A 20,191-nucleotide genomic window follows, 5' to 3' on the forward strand; every position below is an offset into this window, starting at 1 on the left:
ATGCTAATTTAATTCTAATTGACGTTGAGTATAATTAAATTCAATCCTATTGGGTTGCAACCCTTATTAGGTTGTTGTCGACGGGGTGAGTAATCAATTACTATGCTTCCAACAAACCAATTTATTACTGAGTTCTTCGTTTCGTAGAGCACCATCAGGGGGGTATGTGCTAACACATTTATTAACCACCCGGCCCAAGTTTCGCGCTTTAACAGGGCTGGCTGCATCAGTATTTCTGATGCTCGCAACAACACAGGCATGGGCGTTTTCGCTAGATGATGTTGCAAAAAAAGCACAATCTCTGGCAGGGGAGTCTTTCAAGGCACCTAAAAGCAATCTGCCTTCAGAGTTTCGTGAGATGAAGTTTGCTGACTATCAGCAGATCCAATTCAATCATGACAAACCCTACTGGAATAACCTTAAAACTCCATTCAAATTAGAGTTCTACCATCAGGGTATGTATTTTGATACGCCGGTTAAGATCAATGAAGTGACGGCAACGTCGGTTCGTCAGATCAAATATAACCCGGACTACTTTAATTTTGGCTCAGTGAAACACGACCCAGAGGCCGTGAAAGACTTGGGCTTTGCGGGTTTCAAAGTGGTTTATCCGATCAATCAGGCGGGTAAAAACGATGAAATCATGAGCATGCTGGGCGCAAGCTACTTCCGCGTTGTGGGTAAAGGCCAAGTCTACGGTCTTTCTGCGCGTGGTTTGGCTATCGATACCGCACTGCCGTCTGGCGAGGAATTCCCGCGCTTCCGCGAATTCTGGATTGAACGTCCAAAAGCGAAAGATAAACACTTGGTGATTTACGCGCTGCTGGATTCTCCACGCGCAACCGGTGCATATCGCATGATTGTGACTCCGGGTACTGACACCGTGGTTGATGTGCAGTCACGCGTATATCTGCGCGACAAAGTGGGCGTGCTGGGTATGGCACCGTTAACCAGCATGTATTTGTTTGGTTCAAACCAGCCATCCACTAACGTGAACTATCGTCCACAGCTGCACGATTCTGAAGGTCTGTCGATTCATGCTGGCAACGGCGAATGGATTTGGCGTCCACTGAACAATCCTAAACATCTGTCCGTAAGCACCTTCAGCGTTGAAAATCCGAAAGGTTTTGGCCTGCTGCAGCGTACTCGTGATTTCTCTCAATACGAAGACCTAGACGATCGTTACGATCTGCGTCCGGGCGCTTGGGTTGAACCACGCGGTGTTTGGGGCAAAGGTAAAGTTCAGCTGGTGGAAATTCCAACGGCCGATGAAACCAACGATAACATCGTGGCATTCTGGATCCCGGCAAGTCTGCCAGAGGTCGGAAAACCTATTAATCTAGATTACCGTCTACACTTCACTCGTGATGAAGCAAAACTGCATGATCCTGCATTAGCGTGGGTTAAGCAGACGATGCGTTCAACCGGTGATGTGAAACAGTCTAACCTGATCCGTGAACCTGACGGCACAACCGCGCTGATTGTTGATTTTGTTGGTCCAGCGCTGAAAGCGTTGACGCCTGATGCACCTGTAACGACGCAGGTGACAACGGATGACAACACTAAACTGGTGCAGAACGATTTACGTTACAACCCAGTAACCGGCGGCTGGCGTCTGACGCTGCGCTTTAACGTTATCGACAACAAAAAACCGGTTGAGATGCGCGCTTATCTGATCAAAGAAGATAAACCGCTGAGTGAAATCTGGAGCTATCAGTTACCTGCCAATGAATAAGTCTACTGAGAATGCCGATGCCTATCTAAAGGCATTGGCGATGAGCGCGGAGCAAGAAGCCGCGCTCAGGCAGCAAATGACCGCATCACAGGATGTTTCTGTGGATGCGGTGCATAGGTCGCTGGCCTCAGACGATGTTCAACTGTCGGATTTAGAGGCGCTCGATGCGCCTCTTTGTTCAGTTGAATCACGTCTTGAAATGGGCTGGTCGGATACGCTGGAAGAAAAAGCATTGCTGACAAAAGATGCGGCAGGACGAACTGCGATCAAAGCAATGCCCACCATTAAGCGTACGTCGATGTTTCCTGAAAAGTGGCGCACCAATCCGGTTGGCCGCATGTGGGATGGCCTGCTAGGCAGGACGCAGCCGCCGAAACACCAGTTTAAAACCGCGGCAGAAGCCGAGGCAGATAAACGCTGGCGTAAAGTGGGCTCAATGCGCCGCTGGGTTTTGCTTATCCTGATGCTGACGCAGACGGTCATTGCCACGTGGTACATGAAAACCATTCTACCGTATCAAGGGTGGGAGTGGATCGATCCAGCTTCAATGCTGGAGAAGCCGATCATGCAGTCGGTGATGGAGCTGCTGCCCTATGTTCTTCAGTTTGGAATATTAGTGCTGTTTGCCATTCTCTTCTGTTGGGTGTCGGCCGGTTTCTGGACAGCGCTGATGGGCTTCCTTCAGCTCTTGATAGGCCGCGATAAATACAGCATTTCTGCCACGACGGTCGGGGATGAGGCGCTTAATCCAAAACATCGCACCGCACTGATCATGCCTATTTGTAACGAAGACGTATCCCGCGTATTTGCAGGGCTGCGTGCGACCTACGAATCGGTGGCGGCGACAGGGCAAATCGAACACTTTGATATCTTTGTGCTGAGCGATAGCTACGATCCTGATATTTGCGTGGCAGAGCAAAAAGCATGGATGGAGATCTGCAAAGAAGTCGGCGGTGAAGGGCGTATTTTCTATCGTCGTCGTCGTCGTCGTGTCAAACGCAAATCCGGCAATATCGATGACTTCTGCCGTCGCTGGGGCGGAGAATACAGCTACATGGTTATTCTTGACGCCGATAGCGTGATGAGCGGCGATTGCTTAACCAATTTGGTTCGTCTAATGGAAGCCAATCCAAGCGCGGGGATTATTCAATCTGCGCCGAAGGCGACCGGTATGGACACCATGTATGCGCGTATTCAGCAGTTTGCAACGCGTGTATACGGACCATTGTTCACCGCAGGTTTGCACTTCTGGCAGTTAGGTGAATCCCATTATTGGGGCCACAACGCCATTATTCGTGTGAAGCCGTTTATCGAACACTGCGCGCTGGCACCTTTGCCGGGCAGCGGCACCTTTGCCGGTTCCATTTTGTCACATGACTTTGTGGAAGCCGCATTGATGCGTCGTGCTGGCTGGGGGGTATGGATTGCCTATGACCTGCCGGGTTCCTACGAGGAATTGCCGCCGAACCTGCTGGATGAGCTTAAACGTGACCGTCGCTGGTGCCAAGGTAACCTGATGAACTTCCGCCTATTTTTGGTGAAAGGGATGCATCCGGTTCACCGTGCGGTGTTCCTGACGGGGGTGATGTCTTATCTGTCGGCACCGCTATGGTTTATGTTCTTGGTGCTCTCAACGGCGCTACAGGTGGTGCATACGCTGATGGAGCCGCAGTACTTCCTGCAGCCGCGGCAGCTATTCCCTGTTTGGCCACAGTGGCGTCCTGAACTAGCGATTGCGCTGTTCTCAACCACGTTGGTGCTGTTGTTCCTGCCAAAACTGCTGTCTGTTGTTCTGATTTGGGCCAAAGGTGCTAAAGAGTACGGTGGTTCATTCCGCCTGCTGATTTCCATGCTGCTGGAGATGTTGTTCTCCGTGCTGCTGGCACCGGTGCGTATGATTTTCCATACCGTATTTGTGGTGAGCGCGTTCCTTGGCTGGTCAATCACCTGGCAGTCGCCGCAGCGTGACGATGATGCTACGCCGTGGAGTGAAGCTTTCCGTCGCCATGGTTCGCAGTGCTTACTCGGCCTTATCTGGGCGGGTGGCGTTGCGGTGCTGGATCTGCGTTTCCTCTGGTGGCTGTCACCGATTGTGGTGTCGTTGATCCTGTCGCCGGTGGTTTCGGTGATTACGAGCCGTCGCACGCTGGGTGTGAAATGCAAACGTGCCAAGATCTTCTTGATCCCAGAGGAATATTCTCCTCCGGTTGAGATGGTGGCGACCGAGCGCTACGTTGAGCTTAACAACAAGCGTGAACTCGATCATGGCTTTCTGCGTGCGGTGTTTGATCCTGCGTACAATGCGCTGGCGACCGCAATGGCAACTTCTCGCCATCATGCGCATGCTGCTATTGCTAAAGCGCGTGAAGAGCGCGTAGAGAAAGCGTTGAGCACCGGGCCTGAGGAGCTTAGCCGAGACGAACGTTTGGCGCTGTTGAGCGATCCTGTTACGTTGGCTCGTCTGCATCAGTTACTGTGGAGCACGCCAGAACGCTACCCACAGTGGACTCAGGCTTATCAGGCACTGAAGCCAGCGGTCTAATCGCTTAGCTGAGCTAAATGTAAAAAGGGTGTTTGCCGAAAAGCAAACACCCTTTTTTATCTCGCGATTAAGGATGGGCTGCGCGGTGAGGTGGGTAGTACAAGATGTCTTGTTGCAGCATAAAGCGTGACGTGATGCTTTTTAGCTCGCCTTGGTAGTCAAAGCTGATGATTTCTTGCTTCTCAGACAGTATGCAGTTCCCGCTGTTATCCCATTTTTGACACTCGGTGATATAGGTAACATGAGGTGTTTTGGTGGTAGAGCTGAGATCTTTGCCGTTGTCGGTAAAGGTTGAAAGGGTGTCATTATCGTTTTTCACGACTTTCTCTAATCGCCCATCGGGACGATACAGATACATACCAAATCCCGGATTACGACCAACGGCAACGTAAAAGCGCACCTGATCGTCAGGCGTGTAAAAATAGTACTGATTAGTAATGCCAATCGTGTTGTCGCCAGCTTCGACTTCGGTCACTTTGACTATTCGACCACGCTCATCCGTTTTATAGGCGCTGATGAGCTGTGAAACATCTTGCTCATGGCCGGTTTGAACCGCCACCACGCTGCGGCTTATCCAACCAATGTCATCCAGCATTAAGCGACTTTCCCAAACGGGGTTGGGGCCGTAGCTTTGACCTGCGGCCTCGATTTGTCCACTACGGGCAAACTCGATGCTGATATCGCGCAGCGTATCTTGGCTTTCAGGGCCGATAACATATTGATGATAGCTTTTAGCTGGGCCAACGATATCGCCTTCCATCAAGATAATATTGTTGGAACGCACAATGTGTGAATTACCAATAATCGGTGGAGCCGCTATCGCGCCGGACGGCAATAACACAACGGCGAGTAGCGTTGCAGCAGCGAGTAAAGTCTCTGGGGGCCGCATTCATGCTCCTTGTTGCGGTATGATTTAGCCAAATTGCGCCTAGAGTTAGTTCTCAATAGGCGCAACTCGATCGTGACTATCAGTGATGCAAACGTACCTTAATTGATAATACACCAGGCTAGAAATAGAAGGAGGACTGAATGGGCTATGCGGTAGGAATTCACAGCCCTGAGCGGTCATTATTGAGTTGTTTAAAGACGATTGGCGATTTCAATCAGATTGCCGTCGGGGTCACGCAAATAAATAGAGCTAATTCTTCCGGTGGCGCCGGTGCGAGTCACCGGCCCTTCAATAATCTCGACGCCGCAGCCAATCACCCATAAAACAACCTCTTGCAGCGGCTGAACCGTGATAAAGCAGAGATCGGCGCTGCCTGGCGTTGGATGCTTAGCATGAGGGCGAAAAGGCGATTTGGCCGCGTGAAGATTGATTTTTTGCTCACCAAACGTAAGCGCGGTACGGCCTTCGCTGCCAAAGGTTTCAACTCCCATCCCCAGAACCTGCTGATAAAACTGGACGGATTTGTCGATATTAGCAACGGTGAGGACTAAATGATCCAGCGTAGAGAGTCTAAGCATGGGCAGGCGGCTCCAAAAAATGATGTGAATATGAGTGAAAACGATATCGAAGAATAAAACGTTATTAAGCCACCATAACGTTTTACTCTGATGTTATTCAACATTTACGCAACAGATAGGAGCACAGACCAGAGCGATTATGGGTGACTGCACACTTCGCAAGAAGGGTTTTTAGCCAACGTCATTGAACGCCACTGTGAACTCATGGCGTCGTACATCATCAGTCGCCCACGGGGAACCGTACCAAAATGTGCCAACAACTTAATGGCTTCCATCGCTTGCATGGCACCGATAATTCCGACCAACGGCGACATAACACCCGCTTCCACGCAGGTGAGGGCGTTAGCGCCAAATAAGCGGCTTAAACAACGATAGCAAGGCTCGTCTTCTTGATAGGTAAATACGCTAACTTGCCCTTCCATGCGGATAGCGGCACCGGACACCAAAGGCGTATGCAGGTTGAAGCATAAGCGATTAAGACGATCGCGAATATCGACGTTATCCGTGCAGTCGAGAACCACGTCAGCCTGTGCAATAAGCGTGGAAAGTTCGGTATCCTCTAGCACGGCATTAACGGTATTCAACTGGGTGTGAGGGTTAATGTCGTGAAGAGACAAACGTGCTGACTCGACTTTTGCCATCCCGATTCGCGCATCGCGGTGCAAGATTTGGCGCTGTAAATTAGAAAGAGATACCGTATCAAAGTCGACAAGCGTTAAGGTTCCCACACCGGCCGCCGCCAGATATTGGCTGGCTGGGCAGCCTAAACCGCCCAATCCGATAATCAGCGCATGCGAGGCTTTTAGCTTTTCCTGCCCGTCGAAATCAAAACCGCGCAGCACGATCTGGCGGTTGTATCGCATCATCTCAGCATCGCTAAGCTCTTCGGGTATCTCTTTGCTCATGTTTAGAATCTCAGCAGCGGATTAAACAATTCTACATCAACCAACTCACCGACTTTGACCGATCCGCGCTCGCGCTCTAAAACAATAAAAGCATTGCCGAGGGTAAATGAGCTGAAGACGTGTGAGCCTTGATGACCCGTGGTGCGCACTTCCAGCTCGCCCTGAGCATTCGCACTAACGATGCCGCGCTGGAAATCTAAACGACCCGGTGATTTTTTCAGGGAAGTCATCGCCTTGGCTTTTAAACGTGCCGGTGGCTGCCAGTGGGTATCACCAGAAAGATGAGCAATCAACGGTTGCACCAGCTGATAGAACGTCACCACGGCTGAAACAGGGTTGCCCGGCAGGCCGCAGAACAATGCGCGATTAAGCTGACCAAAAGCGAACGGTTTACCCGGCTTCATGGCCAGTTTCCAGAAACTGATTTTTCCGACTTCATCTAAAATTTGTTTGGTGAAATCGGCTTCGCCAACGGAAACGCCGCCGCTGCTAATCAATAGATCAGCATGCAGATCGCCCGCTTTGAAGGCCTCGCGCAGCGCCTGCGGATCGTCGCGGATAATGCCGAGATCGATAATTTCGCAGTGCATTTGCTCAAGCATTAAGCGCACGGCAAAACGGTTCGTGTCGTAAATCTGCCCTTCTTGCAAAGGTGTGCCCACGGGCTGTAATTCGTCGCCGGTTGAAAACAGAGCGACTTTCAGCTTACGCACGACCTTGATTTGAGCAATGCCCAAAGACGCCAGCAGAGGGAGTTCGGCGGTGCCTAAACGTACGCCAGCGGCTAATACTTCAGCGCCTTGGCGAATATCTTCACCGGCCAAACGGATATTTTGCCCTTGTGCTGGCATCGCCGTAAAACGCACGCCTTGTTCGCTGAGTTCAGCCTGCTCTTGCATGATAACCGCATCGGTTCCTGCCGGTACAGGCGCGCCGGTCATAATACGAATGACGCTGCCTGCTGGCCATTCACCGCTGAACGGGCTGCCTGCAAATGCTTTGCCCGCAACAGGAAGTACGGCGTCTGGCGTGATGTCTTGCAAACGAACGGCGTATCCGTCCATGGCTGAGTTAGCAAACGGAGGAACATTTAACGGAGAAATAACGGGAAGAGCAGTGATACGGCCAGCGGCATCGGTCAGCGCAACGTCTTCAACATCGGAAATGGCTGATGTTTGCGAAAGTAATTTTTCCAGCGCTTGCTCAATAGAAATCAAATCAGAGGTGTTGTAACAATCCATCGGTTGGCTCCGTACAGGGTTCCCGACAGCCGATCTCAGCTCAGGAGGGGATAAATAATGCGGCTATTATGGCAGAAATCGGAGAAGGGGAGAACGCTTGCGTAATCCGCTTATTGTCCGCGTAGATAGGTTTAGAGGGATGTATCGAGAGTCATCATTAAAAATGGCCGCAGGCGCGGCCATGAAATTCAGCGTGAATGACATCTAACCGGTATTACGCTAAGCCAAGGTGTTCGGCGTGGAAGCGAAGATGGTCTTCAATAAACGTCGCGATAGTAAAGTAGCTGTGATCATAACCCGGCTGGATACGTAAGCGGAGCGACCATTCGTTCTGACGAGCCAACTCGGCAAGTTTGGCGGGTTGTAATTGATCCGCTAAAAACTGATCGTCATCACCCTGATCGATGAGGATCGGGAACGTAGGCTTTTGCTGCGCAATCAGAAAACAGCTGTCATAGCTCTGCCAAAGAGACGGATCGTCGCCCAGGTAGGCCGCGAAGGCTTTTCGCCCCCAAGGTACCTGCGTTGGGTTAGCGATAGGCGCAAAGGCAGACACCGACAAATACTGATGTGGATTACGTAATGCCAGCGTTAGCGCACCATGTCCCCCCATCGAATGACCGCTGATGGACTGTTTTTCACTGACGTTGAAATGCTCGCGAATAAGCGCTGGCAGTTCCTGCGTGATGTAGTCATCCATTCGATAATGGCTATTCCACGGAGCCTGCGTGGCGTTCAGATAAAAACCGGCTCCTTGTCCCAGATCGTAGCCCGCATCGTTGGGCACTGCATCGCCGCGCGGGCTGGTATCTGGGATCACTAATGCTAAACCTAGCTCAGACGCAATGCGCTGCGCGCCAGCCTTGGTGGAGAAGTTTTCGTCATTGCAAGTTAAGCCTGACAGCCAATAGAGTACCGGCGGCGGTGCGTCGTCGGCTGTGGGAGGCAAATAGATGCTAAATGTCATCAGACAGTTGAGTGCATCAGATGCGTGGCGGTAGCGCTGCTGCCAGCCATTGAACAGACGATGCTCTTCTAACAGTTCCAGTGAATCCACGACGTTCTCCTGTCCGAGATAATAGGCGCGATGATTAAATCTTCTGCGCCCATTATTTTGGGTGTGTTCGTTATTCGTTTTAACTAGCGGTCAAAATGAATAACGGTACGAATCGACTTACCTTCATGCATAAGATCAAAGGCTTCGTTAATTTCATCCAAGCTCATGGTGTGGGTAATAAAATCGTTGAGTGCAAACTCGCCGTCCATGTAGCGTTGTACGATACCCGGCAACTGGGTGCGGCCTTTAACGCCACCGAATGCGGAACCGCGCCATACGCGACCGGTCACCAGCTGGAATGGACGGGTCGAGATCTCTTCGCCCGCGCCAGCCACGCCGATAATAACTGACTCGCCCCAGCCTTTATGACAGCATTCAAGCGCTGAGCGCATTACGTCTACGTTACCGATACATTCAAAGGAGAAATCGACGCCGCCATCGGTCAGTTCGACGATGACTTGCTGAATTGGCTTATCGTAATCTTTTGGATTAATGACGTCGGTTGCGCCTAACTTGCGAGCCAGTTCGAATTTATCCGTATTGATATCGACACCGATGATACGTCCCGCGCCCGCCATTTTAGCGCCAATGATGGCAGACAGACCGATACCGCCCAGACCAAAGATTGCCACGCTGTCGCCCGGCTTAACTTTAGCGGTGTTGACCACGGCGCCCATACCGGTGGTTACGCCACAGCCCAGCAGGCAAACTTCTTCCAGTGGGGCTTCCTTGCTGATTTTCGCCAAGGAAATTTCGGGCACAACGGTGTATTCAGAGAACGTAGATGTCCCCATGTAGTGGAAAATGGGCTTGCCGTCTTTAGAGAAACGCGTTGTGCCGTCTGGCATCAAGCCTTTGCCCTGAGTTTCACGAATGGCTTGGCACAGATTGGTTTTGCCTGATAGACAGAACTTACATTTGCCACATTCCGGCGTATATAGCGGGATCACATGATCGCCGACGGCGACGGTAGTCACGCCTTCACCCACGGCCTCAACGATGCCCGCGCCTTCATGGCCCAAGATCGCAGGGAATACGCCTTCAGGATCTTTCCCTGACAGGGTATATGCGTCGGTGTGGCACACGCCGCTGGCGACAATGCGAACCAAAACCTCGCCTTTTTGTGGCGGCATCAAATCAACTTCTTCGATGGTTAATGGTTGATTTGGCCCCCAAGCGACGGCGGCGCGAGTTTTAATCATTTGCATGGTGTGCTCCTGGTTCTTTTTGATGTAAGACGATGGCGTGCTCTGACGCGGGAATCTCGATAGTTTCTGACTGTTCTTCTATGCGCTCTTGTGCGCGCTCTTGCTCAATGATTTGCATTTTCAGCGCACGAATATTGGGATTAAACGCATCGCGTCGCCAGATAAGCCATGTTGCAGTTTGGGCGATATCGTCAGGCAATGCGTGTACGGCCACACGTTCATGACCGGGTAAAAGAGATAAAACCGAACGTGGGATCATCGCAATACCGGCACCGCTGGCGGCGCAGGCAAGCATGGCGTGATAGGACTGAATTTCCATAATCGCACCGGGTACGGCGCCATCTTGCTGAAACCACGATTCAAAACGCAGGCGATACGAGCAGCTAGGCCGAAAGGCAAACAGTGTTTGATTGGCAGCGTCTTTAGCACGGGTAATCGGTGGGTGCTCAAGGCTAGAAATCACCACCATCTCTTCACGAAAAGCAATGCAGCCATTCAGCTCATCATGATTGAGCGGGCCGTCGACTAATCCTGCGGCAAGCGTTCCCGCGCGTACTTTTTCGGTAATCTCTCCCGAAGTTCCTGTCACCAACGAGAGTGCCACCTGAGGATAGCTTTGGTGATAGGCCGCCAATAACACCGGTAAACGCGTTGCAGCGGTGCTTTCCATGGAACCCAACGCAAAGCTTCCCGCCGGCTCTCCGGCATGCGTGATGCTCATTGCTTCATCGCTGAGCGCCAGAATTCGCTTGGCATAGTTGAGGAAGTTATGCCCCATTGGTGAAAGTCGTAAGCGCTGTTTTTCTCGAATGAACAGATCGGTGCCCAGCTCCTGTTCTAGCTGACGCAAACGGGTGGTCAGGTTGGAAGGAACGCGATGAAGTAGTTCCGCTGCACGAGCAACCGAGCCAGTTTCAGCTACGCTACAGAACATGCGCAGTTGGGTAAGATCCATATTCATTCTCTTAGCGTGAATAACTTGATTATCATTATTCACTTTTTGAGACTTGTTTGGCAAGGCAATATAACAACAAATTATTTAACAATTATCTATCATCAGCGTGATAGGGATGGAGATCCTGCAATGGCAGCGCGTATCGCATTAAGCGGCTTTTTAGCCTTGGTTGTGGCAATGGGAATTGGGCGGTTTGCTTTCACGCCTCAGGTTCCGTTGATGATTGCAGAGCATCAGTTTTCACTGACTGGCGCGGGGATTGTGGCCGCGCTTAACTATTTGGGCTACTTGGTTGGTGCCTTTGACGCGATGCGGGCGAGCAGACAGGTTGAACGGCGGTTGCAGCTTGGACTTTGGGGAGCGGTGTTCTTAACTCTGCTTTCAGCCTGTGTCAGCGGTTTTTGGTGGCATAGCTTAATCCGCTTTATGGTTGGCTGGGCGAGCGGATGGGCAATGGTGCTGGTGGCCGCATGGACGAATGAACGTTTGGCTCATTTCGGAAAACCAAATCTTGCTGCCGCGGTGTTTGCCGGTCCTGGGGCCGGTATTTTTATCAGTGGGATGCTATCGGTCGGAATTAGCGCGCTTAATCTCGATGCGGCTCAGGCGTGGCTGGTTTACGGTGTGCTAGCGCTGGTGCTGATTGGTTTTATCGCCCGCTTCTTACCAAGAGCAGGAGAGCTTCATCGCCCTGACGTGCCTGCCCAGCCTTTAGTATTAACGCCCGCACTCAAACGATTGGTGTGGAGCTACAGTCTGGCCGGATTCGGCTATATCTTACCTGCGACGTTTTTATCACAAATGGCTCATGCACGTTTTCCCGATAGCCTATTTGCTCAGTTTGTTTGGCCAGTATTTGGTTTTGCCGCCGTGGTGGGGATTGGTGTGGGGATTTTGACGCGCCGCTGGCTGCTGACTCAGCAACGCTTAGCGATCGTATTGTGGATCCAAGCATTAGGCATTGTGTTCACGGAAACGATCCCTGGGGTCAGTGGATTGGTATTCGGCGCATTACTTACCGGCGGTGGGTTCTTATGTGTGGTTCAACTTTCGCTGCAATATGGCCGCGAGTTAGCGCCTTCGCACATTCGTTATATGGCAGGGTTGCTGACCACGGGTTACGCCGTCGGCCAATTAGTTGGCCCTATGCTTTCGGCTATTTCAACGGCGCTAACGCATCGTTTAGAGCCCGCGTTGTATATTGCTGCAATAGGTTTACTCGTTGCGGGTGGTTTAGTATTTCGCACGCAGCCCGTGCGCAGCCCACAAACAGAGCGGGCTGATGGATAACCGCACATTATATATGCATTAAACAAATGACGGTTTTTCATGTATAGCTGAAAGAGTATCACTGGATAAAGCGTTCGCACTCCACTAAAGTGATGACAAAATTCTGATGTGATCACCATCAAATTGTGCTCAGAATTAAGATTACCTGCAGGAGAGAATTGATGTCATCGCTAAGTAAAGAAGCAGTTTTGGTTCATACGGCGCTAGAGGCTCGTGGCCTAGAAACTCCCCTGCGAGGGGAAGTGTTAGATCGTGAAATTCGTAAACAGCGCATCAAAGAGCACATGACGGAAATCATGCAGTTGCTCAATCTTGATTTGTCTGACGATAGCTTGGCGGAAACGCCGCACCGTATTGCCAAAATGTACGTTGATGAGATTTTCTCGGGCTTGGATTACGCGAATTTTCCAAAAATAACCGTCATTCAAAATAAGATGAAGGTTGATGAGATGGTCACGGTGCGGGATATCACGCTCACCAGCACCTGTGAGCACCATTTTGTGACCATCGATGGCAAAGCCACGGTGGCCTATATTCCTAAAGAATGCGTGATTGGCCTGTCGAAAATTAATCGCATTGTGCAATTCTTTGCGCAGCGTCCGCAGGTACAAGAGCGTTTGACCCAGCAAATTTTGGTTGCGTTGCAAACTCTGCTGGGAACCAACAACGTTGCGGTGTCTATTGATGCCACGCATTACTGCGTGAAAGCTCGTGGTGTGCGTGATGCGACCAGTGCGACGACGACAACTTCGCTCGGTGGGTTATTTAAATCGAGCCAAAATACCCGTCAGGAATTTTTGCGCGCGGTACGCCATCACGGCTAGTTGAGCGTGAATAATCGGGTGATTGACTCGAAGTGATACAGCGCCGGCCATGTGCCGGCGTTTTTGTATATGCCCGTCATACTTCAAGTAACTTGAATTGTTTTGGGTATAGTAAAAGTATTTTCTATAGGGATCGTTGTTATGCTGCAGCGTTTGCAAAACTCTCAATCCGAAGCGGTAACAAAACCTGCCATGCTGAAAACACGCATTGGTACGCTGGATTTTGTGCGCGGGCTGGCGATTCTTTGTATTCTTTTAATGAACATCACCGGTTTTGGTTTACCTAAAGCGGCCTATCTCAATCCTGCCTACAACGGCCTGCCTGATGGTGCAGATACGCTGACGTGGGGTCTGTTACATATCTTTGTGCAAGGCAAATTTTTAGCCATGTTTGCGCTGTTGTTTGGGGCAGGGCTTCAGCTGTTGTTGCCTAAGGGCAAGCACTGGCTGTGTGCGCGTTTATCGTGGCTGGTTTTATTCGGGCTAGTCCACGCCATTTTCTTTTGGGATGGCGACATTTTATTGGCCTATGGCCTGATTGGATTAATCAGTTGGCGAATGATCCGCGATGCGACGTCAACCCTACAGCTGTTGCGTACCGGTCTGGTGCTGTATGTCATTGGATTAGGTCTGCTGCTATTGCTAGGGTTGATTGCAGGGCCTGAGCCGAGCGCATTTTGGCTGCCGGGATATGCTGCAATTCAGTACGAAGGCATTTGGAAAATACACGGTGGTTGGGAAGCATGGCGTAATCGCAGTGATTTGCTCAGCGCAAATCTGATGGCGCTCGCGGTGCAGTATGGCTGGCAGCTCGCAGGGCTGATGCTGACCGGTGCGGCACTAATGCGCAGCGGCTGGCTAAGCGGCAGTTTCAGCCAGCGACATTATCGGCGAACGGCGCTTTGGTCGCTGGTGGTGGGATTAACCATTCAGGTGCCGACCACTTTAGCGCAGTGGCAAAATGGTTGGGAATATCACGTTAGCGGCTATCTGCTTCAGGTGCCTGCCGAACTGTCTGCACCACTCATGATGATCGGTTATGTTTCGCTGATTTATGCCTTCTGGCCACAAATCTCACGGCTTAAACTTGCCTTCGCTCTGCGGCAGATTGGGCGTATGGCGTTGACGAACTATTTGCTGCAAACGCTGCTGTGCACCACGCTGTTTTATCAATTCGCTATGTTTAATCACTGGTCAAGAACGGCATTGCTCTGGGTTGTTCCGGTGGTATGGCTGATTAATGTTCTTTTCTCGATACTTTGGCTGCGTCACTTTAAGCAAGGGCCGGTTGAGTGGCTGTGGCGTAAATTAACGGCGCTAGGTACTCAGACAAAAAGTTGAGCAATGACGTCTCAAGCGAACCTTGACGCGAGAAAGACAAATGAAAAGCGTGAGCTGAAGTGAAAGGTTAATGAAATGTATGAAAACGTTTTCTTTCCTGTGACATATTTCACGCAGCAATGATGAAAAACTGGGTAGCATAGCGCGGTCATATCACGTACGTGCTTTCGACTCAGGGATCTCTATGAATGCCATTCGCTGTCCTGCACCATTCCGTGTTTATTTTTGTGCTTTTCTTTGCCGTCGCGAGCGTCACGCATGATCACTATTCGTGATGTCGCACGGCTGGCGGGTGTTTCCGTTGCTACCGTATCCCGTGTTTTGAACAATACGGCGATCACTACGCCGGAAACGAAAGCGGTGGTGCAGAACGCCGTGGCAGAGCTCGGCTACCGCCCGAACGCCAACGCGCAGGCGTTAGCAACGCAAAGTAGCGACATGTTGGGTGTGGTGGTGATGGATGTCTCTGACCCTTTCTTTGGTGCGTTAGTTAAAGGCGTTGATGAAGTTGCCCAGCGTGAACGCAAAAACCTACTGATTGCCAACAGTTATCACGATGCAGACAAAGAGCGAAAGGCGATAGAAATGCTGATACGCCAGCGCTGCAATGCATTGATTGTGCACGCAAAGATGTTATCAGACGATGAGCTGGTGGCGTTTATGCAGCAGGTGCCGGGTATGGTGTTGATCAACCGTATCGTTGCGGGCTATGAGCACCGCTGTGTGGGCCTGAATAACTTGGCGGGTGGGCAAATGGCCACGCAGTTACTGCTGGACAAAGGCCATCGTCGGATTGGCTTTTTGGGTTCAAATCATCAGATTGAAGACCAAATGATGCGGCAGAAAGGATATGAAACCGCCATGCAATCAGCGGGGATCGAAATTGGTAAAGCATGGTGCGCCTATGCTTCGCCCGATCTGCAAGGTGGTGAAGCCGCAATGGTGGAACTCCTTGGCCGCAATCAGCAGTTGAGTGCCGTGTTTGCCTATAACGACGCTATGGCGGCGGGTGCTTTAGCCGTGTTGAAAGAGAACGGTATTTCTATCCCAGAACAATTTTCTATCGTGGGTTTTGACGATATCCCTATTGCACGCTATACCAGCCCTAAACTGACCACCGTCCGTTATCCTATTGTTTCTATAGCTACTTTAGCCTCTGAGCTGGCGCTTAAGTCCGTTCATCAAACGCCTCTTTCTCCCAACGGCCATTGTTTTATGCCTACCTTAGTGCAGCGCTGGAGCGTGGGTTCTCGATAATTGTGGTGTAGCTCACTTTGTCAGCAGATTGGCCCATGTAACCGTTTTCAATCTGTGAGTTCATTCACAGAATATTAACATAATCGTGTCTATTCTTGTGGCGTTTTCGCTATCACAAATATCAGTCATACGTGTAAATCGCCCTGATACTCTAGGTTTTTCGGGCGTCAAACCTAGAGTGGCTGGGATATTCTAAATGTAAACGATATGTGTATTTTAAACGGTTCGCGTTGGTATTTGTTTTCTTGCCGCAGCGATAGTGGAAACGATAAACAAGGGCGTCTGAAAAATCGGACATCCATGCTGAAATACCCTACATCCAATCGGAGCTTCACATGAATAAGAAGACGTTTACCTTAGCAACTTTGGCGGCCAGCATGATGTTTGGCGTCGCGGCACAGGCGGCAACCACCAATATCGGGGTCACCATCTATAAGTACGACGACAACTTTATGTCCGTGGTACGTAAGGCGTTAGAAAACGATGCTAAGGCTGATCCCAGCGTTAAATTGCTGATGAATGACTCACAAAACGATCAGTCCAAGCAAAACGATCAGGTTGACGTGCTGATGGCGCGTGGCGTGAAAGGATTGGCAATTAACCTCGTCGATCCTGCTGCTGCTCCAACGATTATTGATAAAGCGAAGGCAAACGATGTTCCGGTTGTGTTCTTCAACAAAGAACCCTCTCGTAAGGCGCTGGATAGCTACGACAAAGCGTATTACGTGGGCACCGACTCCAAAGAGTCTGGCATCATTCAGGGTCAGCTGATCGGTAAACACTGGAAAGCCAATCCTAACTGGGATCTGAACAAAGATGGCGTGATTCAGTTCGTACTGCTGAAAGGCGAGCCGGGTCACCCAGATGCTGAAGCACGTACCACTTATGTTGTGAAAAGCCTGAACGATCAAGGTATTAAAACTCAGCAATTGCAGTTAGATACTGCAATGTGGGATACCGCGCAGGCCAAAGATAAAATGGATGCGTGGCTATCTGGCCCAAATGCGAACAAGATTGAAGTGGTAATCGCTAATAACGATGCCATGGCGATGGGCGCTGTCGAAGCATTGAAAGCGCACAACAAAACCTCTATTCCAGTGTTTGGCGTCGATGCGCTGCCAGAAGCGCTGGCATTAGTTAAATCAGGCGCAATGGCGGGTACCGTATTGAATGATGCGAATAACCAAGCTAAAGCAACCTTCGATTTGACCAAAAATCTCGCTGAAGGCAAGCCTGCGGGTGAAGGTACTAACTGGAAAATTGATAATAAAATTGTTCGCGTTCCGTACGTCGGTGTCGATCAGGACAATCTGTCTCAGTTTATTAAAAAATAAGCTTCACCTAAGCCTATATAACAATAACTTTTAAGTTTTAAGCCCGATATTGATTGATGGTTCAACCAGAGGTTATCGGGCTTATTCTTTATGTCATTTTCAGGTGGATGTTATGCCAGATAACTCTTTGATGGGTAACTCGTTGACCGACAGCTCTTTGGCAAAAGATCAGATTTCTAATCAAGAGAACGCATCGATAAAACATGATGATGGCGCGTTTTTATTGGAAATGGATAATATAAATAAGTCATTTCCTGGCGTCAAAGCGCTGGATAATGTCAATTTGCGTGTTCGACCACACTCCATCCATGCATTAATGGGGGAGAACGGTGCGGGTAAATCCACACTATTAAAATGTTTGTTTGGCATTTACCAGAAAGATTCAGGACGTATTCTTTTTCAGGGAAAAGAGATCAATTTTAAGAGCGCCAAAGAAGCATTGGAGCACGGCGTTTCGATGGTGCATCAAGAACTAAATTTAGTTCTTCAGCGAAACGTAATGGATAATATGTGGCTTGGTCGCTATCCGATGAAAGGGATTTTTGTCGATCAAGATAAGATGTATCAAGATACTAAAGCGATATTCGATGAACTCGATATTGATATCGATCCACGCGAAAAAGTGGCTGGATTATCTGTATCTCAAATGCAGATGATTGAAATTGCTAAGGCATTTTCATATAACGCTAAAATTGTGATTATGGATGAGCCAACTTCTTCTCTAACAGAAAAAGAAGTTAATCATCTTTTTACGATTATCCGTAAATTAAAAGATCGCGGATGCGGCATTGTTTATATCTCTCATAAAATGGAAGAGATCTTTAAACTCTGCGATGAAATAACGATTCTGCGTGACGGGCAGTGGATTGCGACTCAAACCTTAGATGGTATGGGCATGGACCAAATCATTTCAATGATGGTGGGGCGTTCGTTAACCCAGCGTTTCCCCGATCGGGTTAATACGCCGGGCAAGGTCATTCTGGAAGTGCGCGAGCTGACGTCGCTGCGCCAGCCTTCAATCCGTGATGTTTCATTTGATTTGCACGAAGGTGAGATCTTAGGTATTGCGGGGCTAGTCGGTGCGAAACGAACGGATATTGTGGAAACTCTGTTTGGCATTCGCGAAAAGGTAAAAGGTACGATCCGCTTGCATGGCAAAGCGATTAATAACCATAGTGCCAACGAAGCGATAAACCATGGCTTTGCCTTAGTGACTGAAGAACGCCGCTCTACAGGTATTTATGCTTATCTTGATATTGGTTTTAACTCGCTTATTTCTAATATTCGTAAGTATAAAAATAAAGTGGGCTTGCTGGATAATCGACGAATGAAAAGCGATACCCAGTGGGTTATTGATGCTATGCGGGTAAAAACACCGGGACATCATACGTCTATTGGTTCCCTGTCTGGGGGGAATCAACAAAAGGTGATTATTGGCCGTTGGTTGCTGACTCAGCCCGAAATACTGATGCTGGATGAACCCACTCGTGGTATCGATGTGGGTGCCAAATTTGAAATTTATCAATTGATGACTGAGCTGGCGAAAAAAGGCAAGGGCATCATTATTATTTCATCAGAAATGCCTGAACTGCTAGGTATTACCGATCGCATATTAGTCATGAGTAATGGCCAAGTTGCCGGTATCGTTGAAACTAAAAGAACATCTCAGAATGAAATTCTGCGATTGGCTTCTTTGCATCTATAAATCCTGCATCGGTAATGTTGCACCTGATATTTTAAGGGTTACGAATATGAGCGTATTAAATAAAAAAAGCCTGTTTACTTATTTTAAAGAGGGCGGGATTTATGTTGTTTTGTTAGTGCTGCTAGCGATTATTATTTTTCAGGATCCAACATTTTTAAGCCTAATGAACCTGAGTAATATTCTGACTCAATCATCGGTGCGTATTATTATTGCACTTGGTGTGGCAGGGCTGATTGTGACGCAGGGTACGGATTTATCTGCTGGGCGTCAGGTCGGTTTGGCTGCCGTGGTTGCGGCAACACTGTTGCAGTCTATGGATAACGTCAATAAGGTGTTTCCAAATTTAGAGACTGTGCCTATTCCATTAGTTATTCTTGTGGTATGTGCTGTGGGTGCGGTGATTGGTTTAGTAAACGGTTTAATTATCGCCTATCTCAACGTGACGCCGTTTATTACCACCCTTGGTACCATGATTATCGTGTACGGTATTAACTCACTGTATTACGATTACGTTGGGGCTTCTCCTGTGGCGGGTTTTGCGCCGAATTTCTCTAATTTTGCACAGGGCTTTTTACGCTTCGGGGATTTCAAACTTTCTTATATCACCTTCTATGCGCTGATCGCAGTGGCTTTCGTCTGGGTGCTGTGGAACAAAACGCGGTTTGGTAAAAATATCTTTGCTATTGGTGGTAACCCTGAAGCGGCGAAAGTTTCTGGGGTAAACGTACCGCTAAATTTGATTATGGTGTATGCACTGTCTGGCGTGTTCTACGCATTTGGCGGGATGCTCGAAGCTGGACGTATCGGGAGTGCAACGAATAACCTTGGCTTTATGTATGAGTTGGATGCTATCGCAGCCTGCGTCGTCGGTGGCGTATCCTTCAGCGGTGGTGTAGGAACCGTTATCGGCGTGGTGACTGGGGTTATTATTTTTACTGTCATCAACTATGGTCTGACCTACATTGGTGTTAACCCCTACTGGCAGTATATTATTAAGGGGTCAATTATCATCTTTGCGGTAGCGCTTGATTCGCTGAAGTATGCGAAGAAAAAATAATCTCTTTTTTAAAAGCCGAACTTAGGTTCGGCTTTTTGTATTCTATAAGATATTTCTCGTTTAAATATTATCTGTAATAAATATCATGATGGTAAAGCTCATAAGGTTTTTAATTAAACTTTAATAAAAACAATCCACAATCATTAACATATTTCCATTTCAAAAAATAATGCCATAGTTGTTAAATATAATCACATTATTAACCTGCCAATAAAAAAAGGATGCACTTGGCTAATTTAAGCCTAGGAACATTCTTGATTGCAATAATAACCC

Annotated in this window: 16 protein-coding genes; 9 read left to right on the forward strand and 7 right to left on the reverse strand. The window is 49.2% G+C overall.

The features are described 5' to 3' along the window. Positions 1 to 238: 238 nt before the first annotated feature. Both RSC70_RS06460 and mdoH read left to right on the forward strand, forming a co-directional pair. Positions 239 to 1,735, forward strand: coding sequence for a glucan biosynthesis protein G (locus RSC70_RS06460; protein WP_038502720.1), 1,497 nt, complete (start codon positions 239 to 241; stop codon positions 1,733 to 1,735). Then, a complete protein-coding gene (mdoH, locus tag RSC70_RS06465) occupies positions 1,728 to 4,277 on the forward strand; it encodes a glucans biosynthesis glucosyltransferase MdoH (RefSeq protein ID WP_332542070.1) in 2,550 nt (849 codons plus the stop codon). Before RSC70_RS06460 ends, mdoH begins: the two co-directional genes overlap by 8 nt. A 67-nt stretch (positions 4,278 to 4,344) precedes the next feature. Here mdoH and RSC70_RS06470 read toward each other — a convergent pair whose 3' ends face one another. The 7 genes from RSC70_RS06470 to ptrR all read right to left on the reverse strand — a co-directional run bounded on the left by RSC70_RS06470 (position 4,345) and on the right by ptrR (position 11,110). Further along, positions 4,345 to 5,166: a hypothetical protein gene (locus RSC70_RS06470; protein WP_282806798.1), complete on the reverse strand. Its 822-nt coding sequence runs from the start codon at positions 5,164 to 5,166 to the stop codon at positions 4,345 to 4,347. A 191-nt stretch (positions 5,167 to 5,357) separates the two neighbouring features. Continuing rightward, positions 5,358 to 5,744 (reverse strand): VOC family protein, encoded by a 387-nt coding sequence (locus tag RSC70_RS06475; RefSeq protein ID WP_130997844.1) that lies wholly within the window; start codon positions 5,742 to 5,744, stop codon positions 5,358 to 5,360. A gap of 137 nt (positions 5,745 to 5,881) precedes the next feature. Then, positions 5,882 to 6,649, reverse strand: coding sequence for a molybdopterin-synthase adenylyltransferase MoeB (moeB, locus tag RSC70_RS06480; RefSeq protein WP_130997843.1), 768 nt, complete (start codon positions 6,647 to 6,649; stop codon positions 5,882 to 5,884). A gap of 2 nt (positions 6,650 to 6,651) precedes the next feature. Further along, the gene (moeA, locus tag RSC70_RS06485) at positions 6,652 to 7,890 is read right to left on the reverse strand and encodes a molybdopterin molybdotransferase MoeA (RefSeq protein WP_040045788.1); all 1,239 of its coding nucleotides are present in this window, start codon (positions 7,888 to 7,890) and stop codon (positions 6,652 to 6,654) included. Between the two features lie 214 nt (positions 7,891 to 8,104). Next, positions 8,105 to 8,947: an S-formylglutathione hydrolase gene (gene fghA / locus RSC70_RS06490; RefSeq protein ID WP_332542071.1), complete on the reverse strand. Its 843-nt coding sequence runs from the start codon at positions 8,945 to 8,947 to the stop codon at positions 8,105 to 8,107. Between the two features lie 83 nt (positions 8,948 to 9,030). After that, the gene (locus tag RSC70_RS06495; protein WP_046449830.1) at positions 9,031 to 10,155 is read right to left on the reverse strand and encodes an S-(hydroxymethyl)glutathione dehydrogenase/class III alcohol dehydrogenase; all 1,125 of its coding nucleotides are present in this window, start codon (positions 10,153 to 10,155) and stop codon (positions 9,031 to 9,033) included. Continuing rightward, positions 10,142 to 11,110 (reverse strand): putrescine utilization regulator PtrR, encoded by a 969-nt coding sequence (gene ptrR / locus RSC70_RS06500; protein ID WP_282806795.1) that lies wholly within the window; start codon positions 11,108 to 11,110, stop codon positions 10,142 to 10,144. The genes RSC70_RS06495 and ptrR overlap by 14 nt, the downstream gene beginning before the upstream one ends. A gap of 129 nt (positions 11,111 to 11,239) precedes the next feature. On the opposite strand from ptrR, the gene RSC70_RS06505 reads away from it, so the two are divergent. The 7 genes from RSC70_RS06505 (at position 11,240) to mglC (ending at position 19,918) form a co-directional block, all read left to right on the forward strand. Then, a complete protein-coding gene (locus tag RSC70_RS06505; RefSeq protein ID WP_332542072.1) occupies positions 11,240 to 12,400 on the forward strand; it encodes a YbfB/YjiJ family MFS transporter in 1,161 nt (386 codons plus the stop codon). Between the two features lie 161 nt (positions 12,401 to 12,561). Then, on the forward strand, positions 12,562 to 13,224 hold the full coding sequence (gene folE, locus RSC70_RS06510) for a GTP cyclohydrolase I FolE (RefSeq protein WP_332542073.1): 663 nt from the start codon (positions 12,562 to 12,564) through the stop codon (positions 13,222 to 13,224). A gap of 141 nt (positions 13,225 to 13,365) precedes the next feature. Then, positions 13,366 to 14,565, forward strand: a complete 1,200-nt coding sequence (gene yeiB / locus RSC70_RS06515) for a DUF418 domain-containing protein YeiB (RefSeq protein ID WP_332542074.1) — start codon at positions 13,366 to 13,368, stop codon at positions 14,563 to 14,565. Between the two features lie 258 nt (positions 14,566 to 14,823). Next, positions 14,824 to 15,822 (forward strand): HTH-type transcriptional regulator GalS, encoded by a 999-nt coding sequence (galS, locus tag RSC70_RS06520; RefSeq protein ID WP_332542075.1) that lies wholly within the window; start codon positions 14,824 to 14,826, stop codon positions 15,820 to 15,822. A gap of 335 nt (positions 15,823 to 16,157) precedes the next feature. Beyond that, positions 16,158 to 17,156, forward strand: coding sequence for a galactose/glucose ABC transporter substrate-binding protein MglB (gene mglB / locus RSC70_RS06525; protein WP_040045794.1), 999 nt, complete (start codon positions 16,158 to 16,160; stop codon positions 17,154 to 17,156). Positions 17,157 to 17,268: 112 nt separating this feature from the next. Then, the gene (gene mglA / locus RSC70_RS06530) at positions 17,269 to 18,861 is read left to right on the forward strand and encodes a galactose/methyl galactoside ABC transporter ATP-binding protein MglA (protein WP_072039383.1); all 1,593 of its coding nucleotides are present in this window, start codon (positions 17,269 to 17,271) and stop codon (positions 18,859 to 18,861) included. 46 nt (positions 18,862 to 18,907) lie between these two features. After that, positions 18,908 to 19,918 carry a galactose/methyl galactoside ABC transporter permease MglC gene (mglC, locus tag RSC70_RS06535; RefSeq protein WP_025800813.1) on the forward strand — a complete coding sequence of 337 codons (1,011 nt, stop codon included), beginning with the start codon at positions 18,908 to 18,910 and terminating at the stop codon, positions 19,916 to 19,918. Positions 19,919 to 20,191: the final 273 nt, after the last annotated feature.

Origin of the sequence: Hafnia sp. (genome assembly GCF_036648275.1) — a bacterium.
In the GTDB taxonomy this organism is placed as follows: Bacteria; Pseudomonadota; Gammaproteobacteria; order Enterobacterales; family Enterobacteriaceae; genus Hafnia; species Hafnia alvei.